The organism is Acidimicrobiales bacterium (assembly GCA_016794585.1).
Taxonomy (GTDB): Bacteria; Actinomycetota; Acidimicrobiia; order Acidimicrobiales; family DATDAH01; genus JAEUJM01.
Genome location: JAEUJM010000047.1, coordinates 62631 through 76987, shown reverse-complemented (window position 1 = coordinate 76987; position 14357 = coordinate 62631). Strand labels below are relative to the sequence as shown.

General features: G+C 72.7%; 15 protein-coding genes. 3 read left to right on the top strand and 12 right to left on the bottom strand.

Annotated elements, in window-relative coordinates:
* Positions 1–5 precede the first annotated feature (5 nt).
* The 8 genes from yajC to ruvC form a co-directional block, all read right to left on the bottom strand.
* On the bottom strand, positions 6–284 hold the full coding sequence (yajC, locus tag JNK12_24145) for a preprotein translocase subunit YajC (GenBank protein MBL8779039.1): 279 nt from the start codon (positions 282–284) through the stop codon (positions 6–8).
* A gap of 68 nt (positions 285–352) precedes the next feature.
* Positions 353–1471 (bottom strand): tRNA guanosine(34) transglycosylase Tgt, encoded by a 1119-nt coding sequence (tgt, locus tag JNK12_24140; GenBank protein MBL8779038.1) that lies wholly within the window; start codon positions 1469–1471, stop codon positions 353–355.
* Entirely contained in the window at positions 1468–2529 is a 1062-nt protein-coding gene (gene queA / locus JNK12_24135) for a tRNA preQ1(34) S-adenosylmethionine ribosyltransferase-isomerase QueA (GenBank protein ID MBL8779037.1), read from the bottom strand. Before queA ends, tgt begins: the two co-directional genes overlap by 4 nt.
* The gene (locus JNK12_24130; protein ID MBL8779036.1) at positions 2522–3745 is read right to left on the bottom strand and encodes an amidohydrolase; all 1224 of its coding nucleotides are present in this window, start codon (positions 3743–3745) and stop codon (positions 2522–2524) included. Before JNK12_24130 ends, queA begins: the two co-directional genes overlap by 8 nt.
* Complete coding sequence (locus tag JNK12_24125; protein MBL8779035.1) at positions 3742–4887, bottom strand: glutamate--cysteine ligase; 1146 nt, start codon at positions 4885–4887, stop codon at positions 3742–3744. The genes JNK12_24130 and JNK12_24125 overlap by 4 nt, the downstream gene beginning before the upstream one ends.
* A 10-nt stretch (positions 4888–4897) precedes the next feature.
* Positions 4898–5953: a Holliday junction branch migration DNA helicase RuvB gene (gene ruvB / locus JNK12_24120; GenBank protein MBL8779034.1), complete on the bottom strand. Its 1056-nt coding sequence runs from the start codon at positions 5951–5953 to the stop codon at positions 4898–4900.
* Positions 5954–5961: 8 nt separating this feature from the next.
* Positions 5962–6567: a Holliday junction branch migration protein RuvA gene (gene ruvA / locus JNK12_24115; GenBank protein MBL8779033.1), complete on the bottom strand. Its 606-nt coding sequence runs from the start codon at positions 6565–6567 to the stop codon at positions 5962–5964.
* Positions 6564–7064, bottom strand: a complete 501-nt coding sequence (gene ruvC, locus JNK12_24110) for a crossover junction endodeoxyribonuclease RuvC (GenBank protein ID MBL8779032.1) — start codon at positions 7062–7064, stop codon at positions 6564–6566. Before ruvC ends, ruvA begins: the two co-directional genes overlap by 4 nt.
* Before the next feature lie 85 nt (positions 7065–7149).
* Between ruvC and JNK12_24105 the strand changes: the two genes are divergently transcribed.
* Genes JNK12_24105 through JNK12_24095 form a run of 3 tightly spaced genes read left to right on the top strand, consistent with a single transcriptional unit; the run spans position 7150 to position 10748 of the window.
* Positions 7150–8205 (top strand): ABC transporter ATP-binding protein, encoded by a 1056-nt coding sequence (locus JNK12_24105; protein ID MBL8779031.1) that lies wholly within the window; start codon positions 7150–7152, stop codon positions 8203–8205.
* Positions 8202–9026 carry an ABC transporter permease subunit gene (locus tag JNK12_24100; GenBank protein MBL8779030.1) on the top strand — a complete coding sequence of 275 codons (825 nt, stop codon included), beginning with the start codon at positions 8202–8204 and terminating at the stop codon, positions 9024–9026. The genes JNK12_24105 and JNK12_24100 overlap by 4 nt, the downstream gene beginning before the upstream one ends.
* A 39-nt stretch (positions 9027–9065) precedes the next feature.
* Positions 9066–10748, top strand: coding sequence for a GAF domain-containing protein (locus JNK12_24095; GenBank protein ID MBL8779029.1), 1683 nt, complete (start codon positions 9066–9068; stop codon positions 10746–10748).
* 37 nt (positions 10749–10785) lie between these two features.
* Here JNK12_24095 and JNK12_24090 read toward each other — a convergent pair whose 3' ends face one another.
* From JNK12_24090 to JNK12_24075, 4 genes are read right to left on the bottom strand one after another with little or no spacing between them, the layout of a single operon-like run.
* Positions 10786–11535, bottom strand: coding sequence for a YebC/PmpR family DNA-binding transcriptional regulator (locus JNK12_24090; protein MBL8779028.1), 750 nt, complete (start codon positions 11533–11535; stop codon positions 10786–10788).
* 19 nt (positions 11536–11554) lie between these two features.
* On the bottom strand, positions 11555–12256 hold the full coding sequence (gene pdxT, locus JNK12_24085) for a pyridoxal 5'-phosphate synthase glutaminase subunit PdxT (GenBank protein MBL8779027.1): 702 nt from the start codon (positions 12254–12256) through the stop codon (positions 11555–11557).
* 7 nt (positions 12257–12263) lie between these two features.
* Positions 12264–13145 carry a pyridoxal 5'-phosphate synthase lyase subunit PdxS gene (gene pdxS / locus JNK12_24080; protein ID MBL8779026.1) on the bottom strand — a complete coding sequence of 294 codons (882 nt, stop codon included), beginning with the start codon at positions 13143–13145 and terminating at the stop codon, positions 12264–12266.
* A 54-nt stretch (positions 13146–13199) separates the two neighbouring features.
* Positions 13200–14357: a DUF3048 domain-containing protein gene (locus tag JNK12_24075; protein ID MBL8779025.1), complete on the bottom strand. Its 1158-nt coding sequence runs from the start codon at positions 14355–14357 to the stop codon at positions 13200–13202.

The window sequence follows — 14357 nt, the reverse complement described above, 5'->3', positions numbered from 1 at the left end:
CCCGCCTAGTCCTGGTCGTCATCGTCGTCGGGCGACGAGTACTCGACCAGCTCCGCGATCGCCTCGCGGGCGAGGAGGAGCTCGACGCCGTCGGCGACCTCGAGCTTCAGGACCTCACCGTCGATGGCGGTCACCTGGCCGTAGATGCCGCCGGAGGTCACCACGTCGTCGCCCACCTCGAGGGCGGCCACGAGCGCCTGGTGCTCCTTGACCTTGCGCTGCTGGGGGCGGATCAGGATGAAGTAGAACACGCCCATCATGACGATGAGCAGCACGATCTGCATGGAGCGGTCCGGACGGTCGACGGGTGGGGCGACCGGCGCGCAGGGGCGCCGGTGAACGGCGGGTCAGGCTAGCCCCAAACCGCGCGGATGTCGGATCGCAGGCCGTCGAGGGTGCCCGCCCGGATCGCCGCACGGGCCGAGGCGACCAGGGCGAAGGTCCAGGCCAGGTTGTGGCGGGTGACCAGGCGGGCGCCGGTGGGCTCGGCCACCATCATCAGGTGGCGCAGCGAGCCCCGTGACCAGCGTGCGCACACGGCGCAGGAGCAGTCGGGGTCGAGCGGCCGGTCGTCGCGTGCGTGCGCCGCCGCCTTCAGGTTGTAGCGACCGCCGCGGGTGAGCACCGTCCCGTGACGGGCGAAGCGCGTGGGCAGCACGCAGTCGAAGAGGTCGACGCCGAGGGCGATGGCCTCGACGAGGCCCACCGGGTCCCCGACGCCCATCAGGTACCGCGGCTGGTCGTCCGGCAGCAGCGCCGTGGTCGCCGCCAGCGCCGGGACCATCAGCTCACGCGGCTCTCCCACCGAGAAGCCGCCGATGCCGTAGCCGTCGAAGCCCACGTCGAGCGTCCGCGCCGCGCTCTCCGTCCGCAGCGCCTCTTCCACGCCGCCCTGGACGATGCCGAACTGCTGCTGGGTCGCCGGCGCCCGACCCGAGGCCACGGCCGCCGCGTGGGCCGATCGGGCGCGAGCCGCCCAGGCGCCGGTCCGCTCCACGGCCAGGCGCAGCACCCGGTCCGACGCGGGCCACGGGGGGCACACGTCCAGCACCATCGCGATGTCGGCGGCGAGGTCGCCCTGGATCTCCACCGCCCGCTCGGGTGAGAGGTGGTGGGTGCTCCCGTCGTAGGTCGACCGGAAGGTCACCCCCTCGTCGTCCACCTTCGGGTCGAGGGAGAACACCTGGTAGCCGCCCGAGTCGGTGAGGACGTGGCCCTCCCAGCCCATCATGCGGTGGAGCCCGCCGAGGTCGCGCACGACGTCGGCGCCGGGGCGCAACATGAGGTGGTAGGTGTTGGCCAGCAGGACCGAGGCGCCCAGGGCATCGAGGTCGGCACTGTCGAGCAGGCGCACTGCCGCACGCGTCCCGACGGGCATGAAGCACGGCGTCTCGATGACCCCACGTGAGGTGGTGATCGTCCCGGCACGGGCGGCGCCGTCGGTGGACTCGACGGTGAGGTGCAGCGTCACCGCGCCCGTCCCGACGTCGGGCCTGCGAGGGGCGGCCCGGGCAGGAACATGGCGTCGCCCAGCGACAGGAACCGGTAGCCCTCGGCGAGCGCGGCGGCGTAGAGGGCCCGCCACCGCGCCCCCACGAACGCGTCCACGAGCACGAGGAGCGACGACCGCGGGACGTGGAAGTTGGTGAGCATCGCGCCGACCACCGCGAACCGGTGGCCGCGACGGAGGTAGAGGTCGGTGGGGCCCGAGAGTCGGCCCAGGGTCGCCGCGCTCTCGAGGGCGCGCACGGTCGTGGTCCCCACCGCCACCACCCGGCGCGCCTCCTGGCAGGCCGCCCAGGTTCCCTCGGGGACCACGAAGCGCTCGGTGTGGACCACGTGGTCGGCCACGTCGTCGACGGTGATGGGCTGGAAGGTGCCGATGCCCACCCCGAGCTCGACCCGCGCCACCGCCGCGCCGGCGGCCTCGCACCGGGCCAGGAGGTCCGGGGTGAGGTGGAGGCCTGCGGTGGGGGCGGCCACGGAGGTCGGGCGCTGGGCGTACACGGTCTGGTACCGCTCGGGGTCGGCGAGCGGCTCGTGCAGGTACGGCGGGAGCGGCACCTCGCCATGGGAGAGGACCTCCGCCTCGGGGCGCAGCAGCCGAACGCGCCGGCGACCGCCACCGAGGGCGTCCCCCACTTCGACGAGCTCGACCGGGGCATCGTCGCCGGGAGCGGCCGTCAGCAGCACCTGACCGGGCCGGACCCGGCGCCCGGGGCGTACGAGCGCCTCCCAGGTGGCGCCGGCCCCGTCGAGCGGGTCCAACAACAGCACCTCGACCGCGGCCCCGGTGGGCTTGCGAAGGGCCAGTCGCGCGGGCCGGACCCGCGAGTCGTTCACCACGAGCAGGTCGCCGGGCCCGAGCAGCTCGGGGAGGTCACGGACGTGGCGATGCGCGGGCCCGGCCTCCGGGCCCCCATCGACCAGCAGGCGCGCCGCGTCCCGAGGCTCGACAGGCTGCTGGGCGATGGCTTCGGCGGGCAGGTCGTAGTCGAACGCGTCGATCGACGTCTCGGGGTCAGGCATCCCCGTACGCAGCGAGGGCCCGCAGGGCCGTGTGGGTGAGGAGGCGCACCCCCAGACCGATGGACGCCTCGTCCACGTCGAAGCTGCTGGCGTGCAGGTCGAGCTTGCGCGTTGCGTCGGGCGGACGGACGCCCAGGCGGGCGTACGAGCCCGGGGCCCGGTCGAGGAACCAGGAGAAGTCCTCGTTGCCGACGCTCTGGGCGGTGGGCACCACGCTGTCGGGACCGAGGGCGAGGCGAGCGGCGTCGGCGAAGACCGCCGTGGCCTGCTCGTCGTTGTCGGTCGGAGGCGATCCCCGCACGTAGTCGAGCTCGTAGGTCGCGCCGAAGGGGTCGACGATCGAGGCCAGGAGGGTCTCGATGATGGCCGGGGCCTGGTCCCACGTGGCTCGACCCTGGGAGCGCAGGGTGGCCTTGAGCACGGCGGTCGACGGGATCACGTTGGCGGCGTGGCCCGCCTGCACCGCGCCGAACACCAGGGTGGGAGCGTCGCGGAGGTCCGAGAGCTTGGAGAACCCGGCCGGCAGGTCGCAGATGATGCGCCCCGCGATGTGGACGAGATCGGCGGTGAGGTGGGGCCGGGCCGTGTGACCGCCCGGGCCGTGCAGGGTGATGATGATGCGGTCGGCCGCGGCGGTGATGGGGCCGACCCGCATGCCCACCTTGCCGACCTCGAGGGAGGGGTCGCAGTGCACGGCGTAGATCACGTCGACCCCGTCCATGAGGTCGGTCTTCGACAGGTGGTCGGCGCCGCCCGGCATGGCCTCTTCGGCCGGCTGGAAGATGAGTCGGAGGCGCCCGGCCGGATCGAGGTCCGGGAGGAGGTCGGCGAGGGCCAGGGTGGTGCCGAGCAGGATGGCGGTGTGCACGTCGTGCCCGCACGCGTGGCAGGCGCCCGGGACCGTGCTGCGGTAGGGGACGTCCTTCTCGTCGTCGAGCGGCAGGGCGTCCATGTCGGCGCGGAGGGCCACGGTGGGCCCGGTGGCGGGATCGCCGAGGTCGAGCACCAGGCCGGTCTCGGTGTCGAGGGCCCGGGGCTCGAGCCCGGCGACGCTCAGACGCGAGTTCACGAGCGCGGTGGTCTCGTGCTCCTCCCAGGACAGCTCGGGATGGGCGTGCAGCTGGCGGCGGAACGCCACCAGCTCCTCCTCGTGGGCCGCGAGGAACTTGTCCAAGCGCTCGTCGACGAACTGCTGTCGTGCGGAGGACCTGTTCATCGCCGAGCTCCCGGCTGGTCCTCGACCAGCTCGCGGACGAGGGAGTCCACCACCGCGACGAGCGAGCCCTCGTCGGCCATGACGCGGCGCTGACGCTCGTAGCTGGCACCCCCCTGGAGGATCTGGTGGACGTCCTTCAGCTCGTCGGCGCAGCCGAGGCGTTGGGCGATGGGTTGCAGCTCGTCCAACAACTCGGCGATCACGTCGCGGATGGGACGACAGGCCCCCTGGTCGTCGACGATGAGCGAGGCGTCGAGGCCGTGACGGGCGGCCCGCCACTTGTTCTGGCGCAGCACCCATTCGCGCGAGACCGGGAGCTGGTAGCCACGGTCGTGCAGCGTGTCGAGCCAGTGGACCAGCGACTGGGCGAGGGCGGCCATGGCCGCCACCTCCCGCAGGGTGGGGATGCCGTCGCACATGCGCAGCTCGACGGTGCCGAAGTCGGGGTGGGGGCGGATGTCCCACCACACCTCGCGGACGGTGCCGATGGCCTCCGCCGAGACGAGGGTCTCCATGAACTGCTCGAACTCCTCCCAATTCACGATCTGCTCGGGCAGACCGGCCGTGGGGAGACCCTCGAAGATCTTGCTGCGACTCGACGCCAGGCCGGTGTCGCGCCCCTCGGAGAACGGGCTGGAGGCCGAGAGGGCCAGCAGGTGGGGGATGTACCCGGCGAGCGCGTTGGCGATGGCCACCGCCTTCTCGGGCGAGCGCACGCCGACGTGGAAGTGCACCCCGAAGATCTGGAGCCGCTGGGCCATCAGCGCCATCTCGCGCACGAGGAGGTGGTACCGCTCGTTGTCGGTGACGGTCTGCTCCCGCCAGTCCGAGAAGGGATGGGTCCCAGAGCAGACGAGGTCGAGGTTGCGGGCCGCGGCCCGCTCGCTGACCTCGGCGAGGGTGCTGGCGAGGTCGGCCTTGGCCTCGGCCACGGTCTGGCAGATGCCGGTGATGATCTCGACCGTGCACTCGAAGAGCTCGTGCTTGGCCTTGGGGTGCTCGCCCCCGGGATGGCCCGCGCCGATCTCCTCCAGGATCGCCGAGGCGGCGCTGGAGAGCTCGCGGGTGTCTCGGTCGACCAGCTCGAACTCGACCTCGACCCCGAGGCTGGGGCCCACGGAGCTGTTGAAGGGGATGTGCAGAGACGTGAGGTTACAGCGGCGGGGCGTCGTCGAAGAGACCCGGGCCCGGCGTGGCGGACCGGTTGGCCGCCGGGGGCACGGCCAGCCCGAGGTGGTGCCAGGCCGCTGGCGTGGCGGTCCGGCCCTGCGGGGTGCGCATGAGCAGGCCCTGCTGGATGAGGAACGGCTCGTAGACGTCCTCGACCGTCTCGGTGGGCTCGCCCACGCTGATGGCGAGGGTCTTGAGGCCCACCGGGCCGCCGGCGAAGTGCCCGCAAATGGCGCTGAGGATGGCGCGGTCGACCTTGTCCAGGCCGAGGGCGTCGACCCCGAACAGGGCGAGGCCGGCGTGGGCGGTGGCCTCGTCGACCATGCCCTCGGCTCGGACCTCGGCGAAGTCGCGCACCCGACGGAGCAGGCGGTTGGCGATGCGCGGCGTGCCCCTCGATCGCGAGGCGATCTCGCGCCGGCCGTCGCCGTCGATGGGGACGCCCAGGATCTCCGCGGTGCGGCCCACGATGGCGTCGAGGTCGTCGACCTCGTAGTAGTCGAGGCGGGCCACGAGGCCGAAGCGGTCGCGCAGCGGACCGGTGATGAGCCCGGTGCGGGTGGTGGCCCCCACGAGCGTGAACCGGGGCAGGTCGAGGCGGATGGACCGGGCGGCGGGCCCCTTGCCCAACACGATGTCGAGCTGGAAGTCCTCCATGGCCGGGTAGAGGACCTCCTCCACGGCGCGGGAGAGACGGTGGATCTCGTCGATGAACAACACGTCGCCCTCGTCGAGCTTGGTGAGGATCGCGGCGAGGTCGCCGGCGCGCTCGAGGGCGGGGCCCGAGGTCACGTGCATGGCCACCCCCATCTCGGTGGCGACGATGCCCGACAGGGTGGTCTTGCCGAGACCAGGGGGACCCGCGAAGAGCAGGTGGTCCGCGGCCTGGCCCCGCTTGCGGGCGGCCTCGAGGATCACCTGGAGGCGGTCCTTCAGCTCGGCTTGCCCCACGAACTCGTCGAGGGTGCGCGGGCGCAGCCCGACCTCGTCGGCCAGTTCCTCCGCCACCTCGTCCTCGGTGGCCTGTGGGGTGAGCAGCTCCTCCCTCACGAGGCCACCGCCAGGCGCTGGAGGGCCACGCGCAGCAACAGCGCGCTGTCGCCCTCTGCCGGCAGGTCGTGCAGGACCTCCCGGATCTCGTCGGGGCCGTAACCCAGACCCTCGAGGGCATCGTGGACGTCCTTGCGCGAGGACGCCCCGGGCGACCCGTCGGCGCCCTCGATGCGGGTGAGGTCGAGGTCGCCGAGGTCGAGCCGCGACTTGAGCTCCATGAGCAGGCGCGTGGCGGTCTTGCGGCCGACCCCGGGAACGAGGCACAGCGCGTCGAGGTCGTCATCGGCCAGCACCTGCTGGAGGCCGACCGGATCGTGGACCGACAAGATCGCCAGCGCCAGCGCGGGGCCGACCCCGTGGGCGCTCAGCAGCGCCTCGAAGCACACGCGCTCCTCACGGGAGGGGAAGCCGTAGAGGGTCTGCGCGTCCTCACGGATGTGGTGGTGGATGTGGAGGAAGACCTCGTCGCCGACCTCGCCCACCGCCACGGCCGTCGCCGGGGACACCGTGACCCGATAGCCGACGCCGGCGACCTCGACGAGCACCTCGGCGCCACCCACGCCCCGGTCGAGCAGGGTGCCCCGCAGCGAGCCGATCACGGGGCCACCCGAGCGACGGCGCGCCGTGTGGGCTCGTAGGCGAGGTGGCAGAGCGCGAGCGCGGCCGCATCGGCGGCGTCGGCGGGCCGCGGCGGCGCCGGGAGCCGCAGGAGCGTCTGGACCATGGTCTGCACCATCTCCTTGTCCGCGGCGCCGTGTCCGGTCACCGCCTCCTTGACCTGGTTCGGGGTGTACTGCACCACTTCGCAGCCGGCGGCCACCGCCTCGGCCATGGCCAGCCCGCTGGCCTGCCCGACGGACATGGCGGTGCGCACGTTGTTCTGGAAGAAGACCCGCTCGACGGCGACGGCCTGCGGCTGGAGCTCGACCAGGAGGGCCCGCAGCTCCGCCTGGAGCTCGGCCAGCCGCTGCGGGAGCGGCTCGGACGCGGGCGTGGTGATCACCCCGATGGCCACGGCGCGGGGACCGTCGGGGCGCGCCTCGACGCACCCGTAGCCGCAGCGCGAGAGGCCGGGGTCGATCCCGAGCACGAACATACGTACGCAAGGGTAGTGGGCACGCCCCACCGGCGCGCGGATCCGACGGGCTACAGCCCGGCACGGGGGTGCCGATGGAACCTCCGTGACCCTCTCCACGGCGCCTCCCGACCCCTCCCCCGCCACCGACTCCCCGGAGCTCGCGGTCGAGCTGCGCTCGGTGTCGCGGGGCTTCGGCGAGGTGAAGGCGCTCGACGACCTCACCTTGCTGGCGCCGGCCAACAGCATCACCGTGCTGCTCGGGCCGAACGGGGCCGGCAAGACCACCGCGATCCGCATGATCACCGGCGCGCTCGACCCGGACGAGGGCGCCGTGCGGGTGTTCGGTCTCGATCCCACCGTCGACGGCGAGGAGGTGCGCACCCGCTGCGGGGTCGTGTCGGCGAAGCCCGCCCTCTACGACCGCCTGAGCGGGTGGGACAACCTGCTCTACTCCGCCGAGCTGTACGGCCTGGGACGTGGCGAGGTCGCCGCCACCGCCATCCGTGAGTCGGCCGCCCGCTTCGGCATCGAGCAGGCCCTCGACCAGCAGGTGGGCGGCTACTCCACCGGCATGAAGACCCGGCTCGCCCTCGCCCGCTCGGTGATGCACGGGCCGGACCTCCTGTTGTTCGACGAGCCCACGTCGGGCCTCGACCCCGAGTCGTCGCACGCCGTGCTCGAGCTCATCCGGGAGATGGCCGACAGCGGCTCGACCGTGGTCATGTGCACCCACCTCCTGCTCGAGGCGGAGGGGCTCGCCGAGCAGGTCGTGGTGCTCGACGCCGGCACCGACCTCATCGCCGGTCCGCCGGGCGAGCTCACCAAGCGGTTCTGGCCCAATCTGGTGGTGCGCCTCGACGCCGAGGATCCCGCCGGTCTGGACTGCCTCGCGGGCCTCGACGGCGTGCTCGCCTACGACCGCGACGACCGGGGCCTCGCCGCCTCGGGTGCAGGGGCCGCCGCAGGCGCCGCCACCGTGCAGCTCGACGACCTGGCCCGCGTCCCGGAGATCGTCTTCGCCCTCGCGCAACAGGGCGTGCGCGTGACCAGGGTCGAGCCCCACATCCCGTCGCTCGAGGACCTCTACTTCGCGGTCCGGGACGGACGGGAGGCCTTCTCCGAGAGAGGCCACGTCAAGGCCGAGGAGGTGGCGGCATGAACTGGGGACGCGTCCGCACCGTGGCCCGCACCGACCTGCGCCAGCTCATCCAGGCCAAGGACTTCTGGATGCCGATGGGCATCCTCGGGTCGATCTTCTTCTTCGTGGTGCCCACCATCTTGTTGCTCGCCATCACCCGCGTCGGCGACATCAACGCGGTGCAGCAGCTCTCGAACGCCCTCGAGGTCCTCCCCGCCCAGGCCCAGCAGGCCATCCAGGGCGACTCCCCTGCGGGCCGGGCGTCCTACGCGATGGCCGTCTACCTGTTCGCCCCCGTGGCGGTGGTGGTGCCGCTCACCATCTCGACCGCGGTCGGCGCCGCCACCATCGTCGGCGAGCGCGAGCGGGGCACCGGTGAGTTCCTCGCCCACTCCCCCGCCAACGTGAAGGAGATCTACCTCGGCAAGCTGATCGCCAGCCTGATCCCGGGGTACCTCACCACGTTGGTGGGCTTCGGCGTCTACTCGCTGGTGGTCAACCTCATCGTCGGCCCCGAGGTGGGCGGCTGGTTCTTCCCCACCAAGCAGTGGTGGATCCTGATGCTCTGGGTCGTGCCGCCCTTCCTGGCCCTCACCCTCTCGCTCGTGCTGCGCCTGTCGGCCCGGGTGAAGAGCACCGCGGCGGCCCAACAGGCGTCCGGCCTCGTGACCCTGCCCCTCATCATGGTGGCCTACAGCCAGTCGACCGGGGCGCTCTTCGGCGCCGGGTCCGCCTCCATCTGGATCGGTGCGGTCGCCTGGATCATCGCCCTCCTGGGCCTGACCCGTGGCATGCGGGCCGTGACCCGGGCCCGCTTGCTCGGTGTGGCCGACGGGATCTGACGCGGCGCGGCCCGGGGGCCGCCTCCTAACCTCTCCCGGGTGCTGCAGCTCCGGGGGGTGATCGGCGGGGTCGAGCACACCGTTGTGCTCGACCGCCTCGAGACCACCCTCGGCCGGGCCGAGGACAACGACGTCGTGCTGATCGACCGGGTGACCTCACGCCACCACGCCGTCGTGCTGCACGACGGCGGCCGGTGGTGGATCCGGGACCTCGAGAGCCGGTACGGCCTGCGGGTCAACGACGACGTCGCCGACGAGGCCGACCTCCGGCCGGGCGATGTCATCACCATCGGCACGGTGGACTTCACCGTCGAGGACGTGGCCGGCGAGGACCTCGCCGCCGACCGGTCGAGCCTCGGCGAGTCCCCCGACGTCGACGCAGAGGGGGCGGACGGACCGGCCCCGGCCGCGCCCCCGGGCCTCGTGCGTCCGGTCGCCGAGTTCGCCGACTCCCTCGGGCTCTCCCGCGACGTCGAAGGGACGCCCGCGTCGACCCCCGCCCCCGAGGCCGACACCACCCACGACGCCGGCGAAGCACCCGACGACCCCGACCACCCCTACTCGGGCCTGGCCGTCGGCTACCTCACCCGCCTCGCCCACGAGTTGCGCACGGCCGCCGACGTCGACGAGGCCGCCCGCCAGACCCTCGACGTGGCGTTCCACGCCTTGGGGGTCGACCGAGGCTGGATCCTGTTCACCGACGCCGAGGGGCAGGTGGTGGACCGCGTGGCGCGCGTCGGCGACCGCGTGCAGCACCCCGACGGCGCGCTCCCCCTCTCGATGAGCATCGTCCGCCGGGTCCTCGCCGAGCGTGCCTCGGTGGCCACCGGGGACATGACCCTCGACCCCCAGGCCGCCAGTCGGTCGATGAGGGCACACGACATCCGTGCCGCCATGTGCGCGCCCCTGTGGTCCGGCGACGACGTGAGCGGCGTCATCTACGTCGATGCCCTCGTCCCCCACCACCCGTTCACCGCGGCGGCGCTCGATCTCCTGACCGCGATGGCCAACAACCTCGCGGTGGCCGTGCGGGCGCTGCGCCACGCCCAGGACGCCGAGCGCGAGCGCGAGGCGCGGCGCTACCTCGAGCGCTACCACTCGCCCACGATGATCGAGGCCCTCCAGCACGGCGGGGTCGCCGAGGACACCTCGGCACTGCGCCAGGCCGACGTCACTGTCCTCTTCGCCGACCTCGTGGGCTTCACGTCCGCCTCCCAGGAGCTCAGCCCCGCCGGGGTGGCCCGCCTCCTGGACGCCTTCTTCACCGAGGCCGTCGAGGCCGTGTTCGACCACGGCGGCACCCTCGACAAGTTCATCGGCGACGCGGTGATGGCGTTCTTCGGCGCCCCGGTCGCCTCCGACGACCACGCCGAGCACGCCCTGCGGGCGGCGCTCGACCTGCGCTTCCGGCTGGCGCGGCAGAACCAGCGCCGGGTCGAGGCGGGCCAGCGCCCCATCGAGATCCGGGTGGCCCTGAACAGCGGGCCGGTCGTGGTGGGCGACATCGGCAGCAGCCGGCGGGTGGACTACACCGTCCTCGGCAACACCGTGAACGTGGCCGCCCGCCTCGAAGGCGTCGGCGGCCCCGGCGACATCGTGCTCGGCCCCGCGACCCGGGAGCGGCTGCCCGCCGACTTCCCGATGGACTTCGTGGGCGAGATCGATCTCAAGGGCCTGCGCGAGCCGCTCCCCGTCTGGAAGGTCGCCACCCGGCCCACCTGAGCGATCTGGGCGAACTGGGCGCGGCGCCGCCTCTGCCTCAGGCCTCGATGTTCTCGAGGATCTCCATCGGGATGTCGAAGTTGGCGTAGACGTCCTGCACGTCGTCGAGGTCGTCGAGGGCGTCGATGAGGCGCAGGACGGCCTTGGCCGCGTCGGCGGTGTCGAGCGCGATGGTGGTGCTGGGCACCATCGTCACGTCGGCCGAGTCGAACGCGATGCCGGCCCCCTCGAGGGCCGCCCGGACCGCGGGCAGCTCGCTCGGGCCGGAGGTGACCCGCCACGTGTCGCCCTCGTCGACGAGGTCGTCGGCGCCGGCCTCGATGGTGATCTCCATGAGCGCGTCCTCCTCGACGGAGTTCGGCAGGATCACCACCCCCTTGCGCTCGAACTGCCAGCTCACGGCGCCGGGCTCGGCCAGGTTGCCGCCGCTGCGGGAGAAGAGGCTGCGGATGTCCGAGCCGGTGCGGTTGCGGTTGTCGGTGAGCACCTCGACCAGCACGGCCACACCGTGGGGGGCGTAGCCCTCGTAGGTGACCTGCTCGTAGATGACCCCCTCGAGGTCGCCGGTGCCGCGCTTGATGGCCCGCTCGATCGTGTCGAGCGGCACCGAGGCGTCACGGGCCTTCTGGTACATCGTGCGCAGGGTGGCGTTGGCGTCGAGGTCGCCGCCCCCTTCACGGGCCGCCACCTCGACCTGGCGGATGAGCTTGGCGAAGAGCTTGCCGCGGGCCTTGTCGGCGGCGCCCTTCTTGTGCTTGATGGTGGCCCACTTGGAGTGTCCGGACATCGATGGCTCCCGGGTCGGGTCAGTCGGGGGAAGAGGAAGGGGTGCGGCCGGTGGCGGCCGGGCCTGGCGACGATACGTGGTCGAGGAACAGCCGGTGCAGTCTGAGGTCGTCGGAGAGCTCGGGGTGGAACGCGGCGACGAGCACGGCCCCCTGTCGGCAGAGCACCGGCAGGCCGTCGACGGTGGCGAGCACCTCGACGCCGGCGCCGGCCCGCTCGATGACGGGGGCGCGGATGAACACCGCCGGGAAGTCGCCGCCGTCGAGGCCGGCGACGGGCAGGTGCGCCTCGAACGAGTCGACCTGGCGGCCGAAGGCGTTGCGGCGCACGTCGACGTCGATGGCCCCGAAGCTGCGCTGGTCCGAGCGCCCGTCGAGCACCTGCTCGGCGAGCATGATCATGCCCGCACACGTCCCGAACGCGGGCAGGCCGCCGCGGAGGCGTTCGGCCATGGGCTCGAAGAGCCCGTTGGCCTCGAGGAGCATGGAGATGGTGGTGGACTCGCCGCCGGGCAGCACCACGGCGTCGACCCCGGCCAGTGCCTCGGGCGTGCGCACCTCGACGGGCTCGGCGCCCAGCGCCCGCAGCGCCTCCGCGTGCAGCGACGACGCCCCCTGGAGCGCCAGGACGCCTATCACCAGCGCCTCGTCCCTCGGCGCCCCTTCGGGATCCGGTTCGCCCGCTGCCGCTGCCTCGCTCCGCTCCGCAGCCTCCAGCGACATCCCGCCCCTACCAGCCGCGGTCGGCGAGCTTGGTGTCGAGGGCGTCGATCTCCAGGCCGGGCATGGCGCCACCGAGGCCCCGGCTCACCTTGGCCAGGATGTCGGGGTCGGCGTAGTTGGTGGTGGCCTCGACGATGGCCTTGGCCATCACCGACGGTTGGTCGCTCTTGAAGATGCCCGAGCCCACGAACACGGCCTGGGCCCCGAGCTGCATGACGAGCGCGGCGTCGGCCGGGGTGGCGATGCCGCCGGCGCAGAACATGGGCACCGGCAGGGTGCCGGTCTCGGCGACCTCCTGGACGAGGCCGACCGGCGACTGGAGCTGCTTGGCCCAGTCGTAGAGCTCGGCCGAGTCGGCCTGCGTGATCTTGCGGATGTCGCCGAGGATCGACCGCAGGTGGCGTACGGCCTCGACGATGTTGCCGGTGCCCGCCTCGCCCTTGGAGCGGATCATGCAGGCGCCCTCGCTGATGCGGCGCAGGGCCTCACCGAGGTTCGTCGCCCCGCAGACGAAGGGCACCGTGAAGGCCCACTTGTCGATGTGGTGGGCCTCGTCGGCGGGGGTGAGCACCTCGCTCTCGTCGACGTAGTCGACGCCCAGCGACTGGAGGATCTGCGCCTCGGCGAAGTGGCCGATGCGGGCCTTCGCCATCACCGGGATGGTGACCACGGCCTTGATGCCCTCGATCATCTCGGGATCGCTCATGCGGGCCACGCCGCCGTCGCGCCGGATGTCCGACGGCACCCGCTCGAGCGCCATCACCGCGGTGGCGCCGGCGTCCTCGGCGATCTTGGCCTGCTCGGGGTCGACCACGTCCATGATGACGCCGCCCTTGAGCATCTCGGCCAGCCCCCGCTTGACCCGCACGGTGCCGGTTTCGCGTCCGATGGATCCGCTGCTCGCTGCTTCGTTCTCAGCCATGGGCCGAGTCTACGGCCCGACCTAGAACTCGGGGGTACCGAGATCCGAGGTGATCGGTTGGGCGGCGAGCGCCAGTAGCTCGGTCGCCTCGGTCGGCTCGACGAAGCTGCCCGTGCCGGGGTTGGCCAGCTCGACCCACGTGCGCCCCGGCGTGAGCAGGACGGGCTGGCCGGTGGCCTTGTCGGTGAGGTTCCAGACGTCGGCGGCGGACGGCCGCGACCAGCGGGCGTCGATGAAGTGGCCGTCCACGAACACCGCGGCGTCCCCCTCGCCCACGGTCTGCGCCTCCGGCGTGCCGGGCACGGTCGGGCAGCACACGTAGTCGATGTAGAGGAACACCACGTTGGCCGGCGCCGCGACCTCGTTCTTGTCGTCGGCGTAGGGCGTGCCGTCCTGGAAACGGACCCAACCCGCCCGCGTCTCGTCCCACACGTACGCGATGTCGCGCGACCGGAAGGCCACCCGACCGCCGGCGACCGGCGTCGGCGCGCCTGCCGCCGCCACGGTCGTGGACGGCACCGCACCCGCGGGGGCGGTCGTGGTCGTCGCGTCGGCGGTCGCCGTGTCGGTGTCGTACTGGAACAGCGCGGGGGCGAAGCGGGCGTCGCCGGCGTGGGCGTAGAGACCAGTCGTGGTGGCGAAGAGGTTGGAGGGGGCGGGCCGGTTGGTGGCGCGGTCGTACTCGTCGGTGACGGCGTCGAAGCCCACGTCGACGAGGTCGGCCGACCGGATGGCCGATGCCGTCACCGGGTTGGCCCCGGACCACGCCAGCAGCGGCCGGTTCAGGTTGGCGAGGAGCTCGATGTCGGAGATGCGGGCCGACCGGATGGGGCCCACCGGATCGGCGTCCTGGCTCTGGAACACGGCCGCGAAGCGGGTGAAGCCGGCCTCGATCTCCTCCTCGTAGACCACGTCGGCCTGGTTGATGCCGACCGGCGGGCGCGCCCCTTCGTTGTTGTCGATCTTCACCACCAGCGCCGGCCGGGTGCGGCGCGCCTCGTCGTCGCTCGGCAGGCCGGTGAGCGGGAAGGTCGGGCCGGCGGGGGCGGCGGTGGTCGTGGTCGTCGACTCGTCCGGGGCCGCCTCGGGGCCGTCGACGTTCTTGGCACAGGCCCCCGTCACCGCCACGAGCAGGACGAGGGGCGCGAGGAGGCGCGCGAAGCAGCGGCGGTACGACAT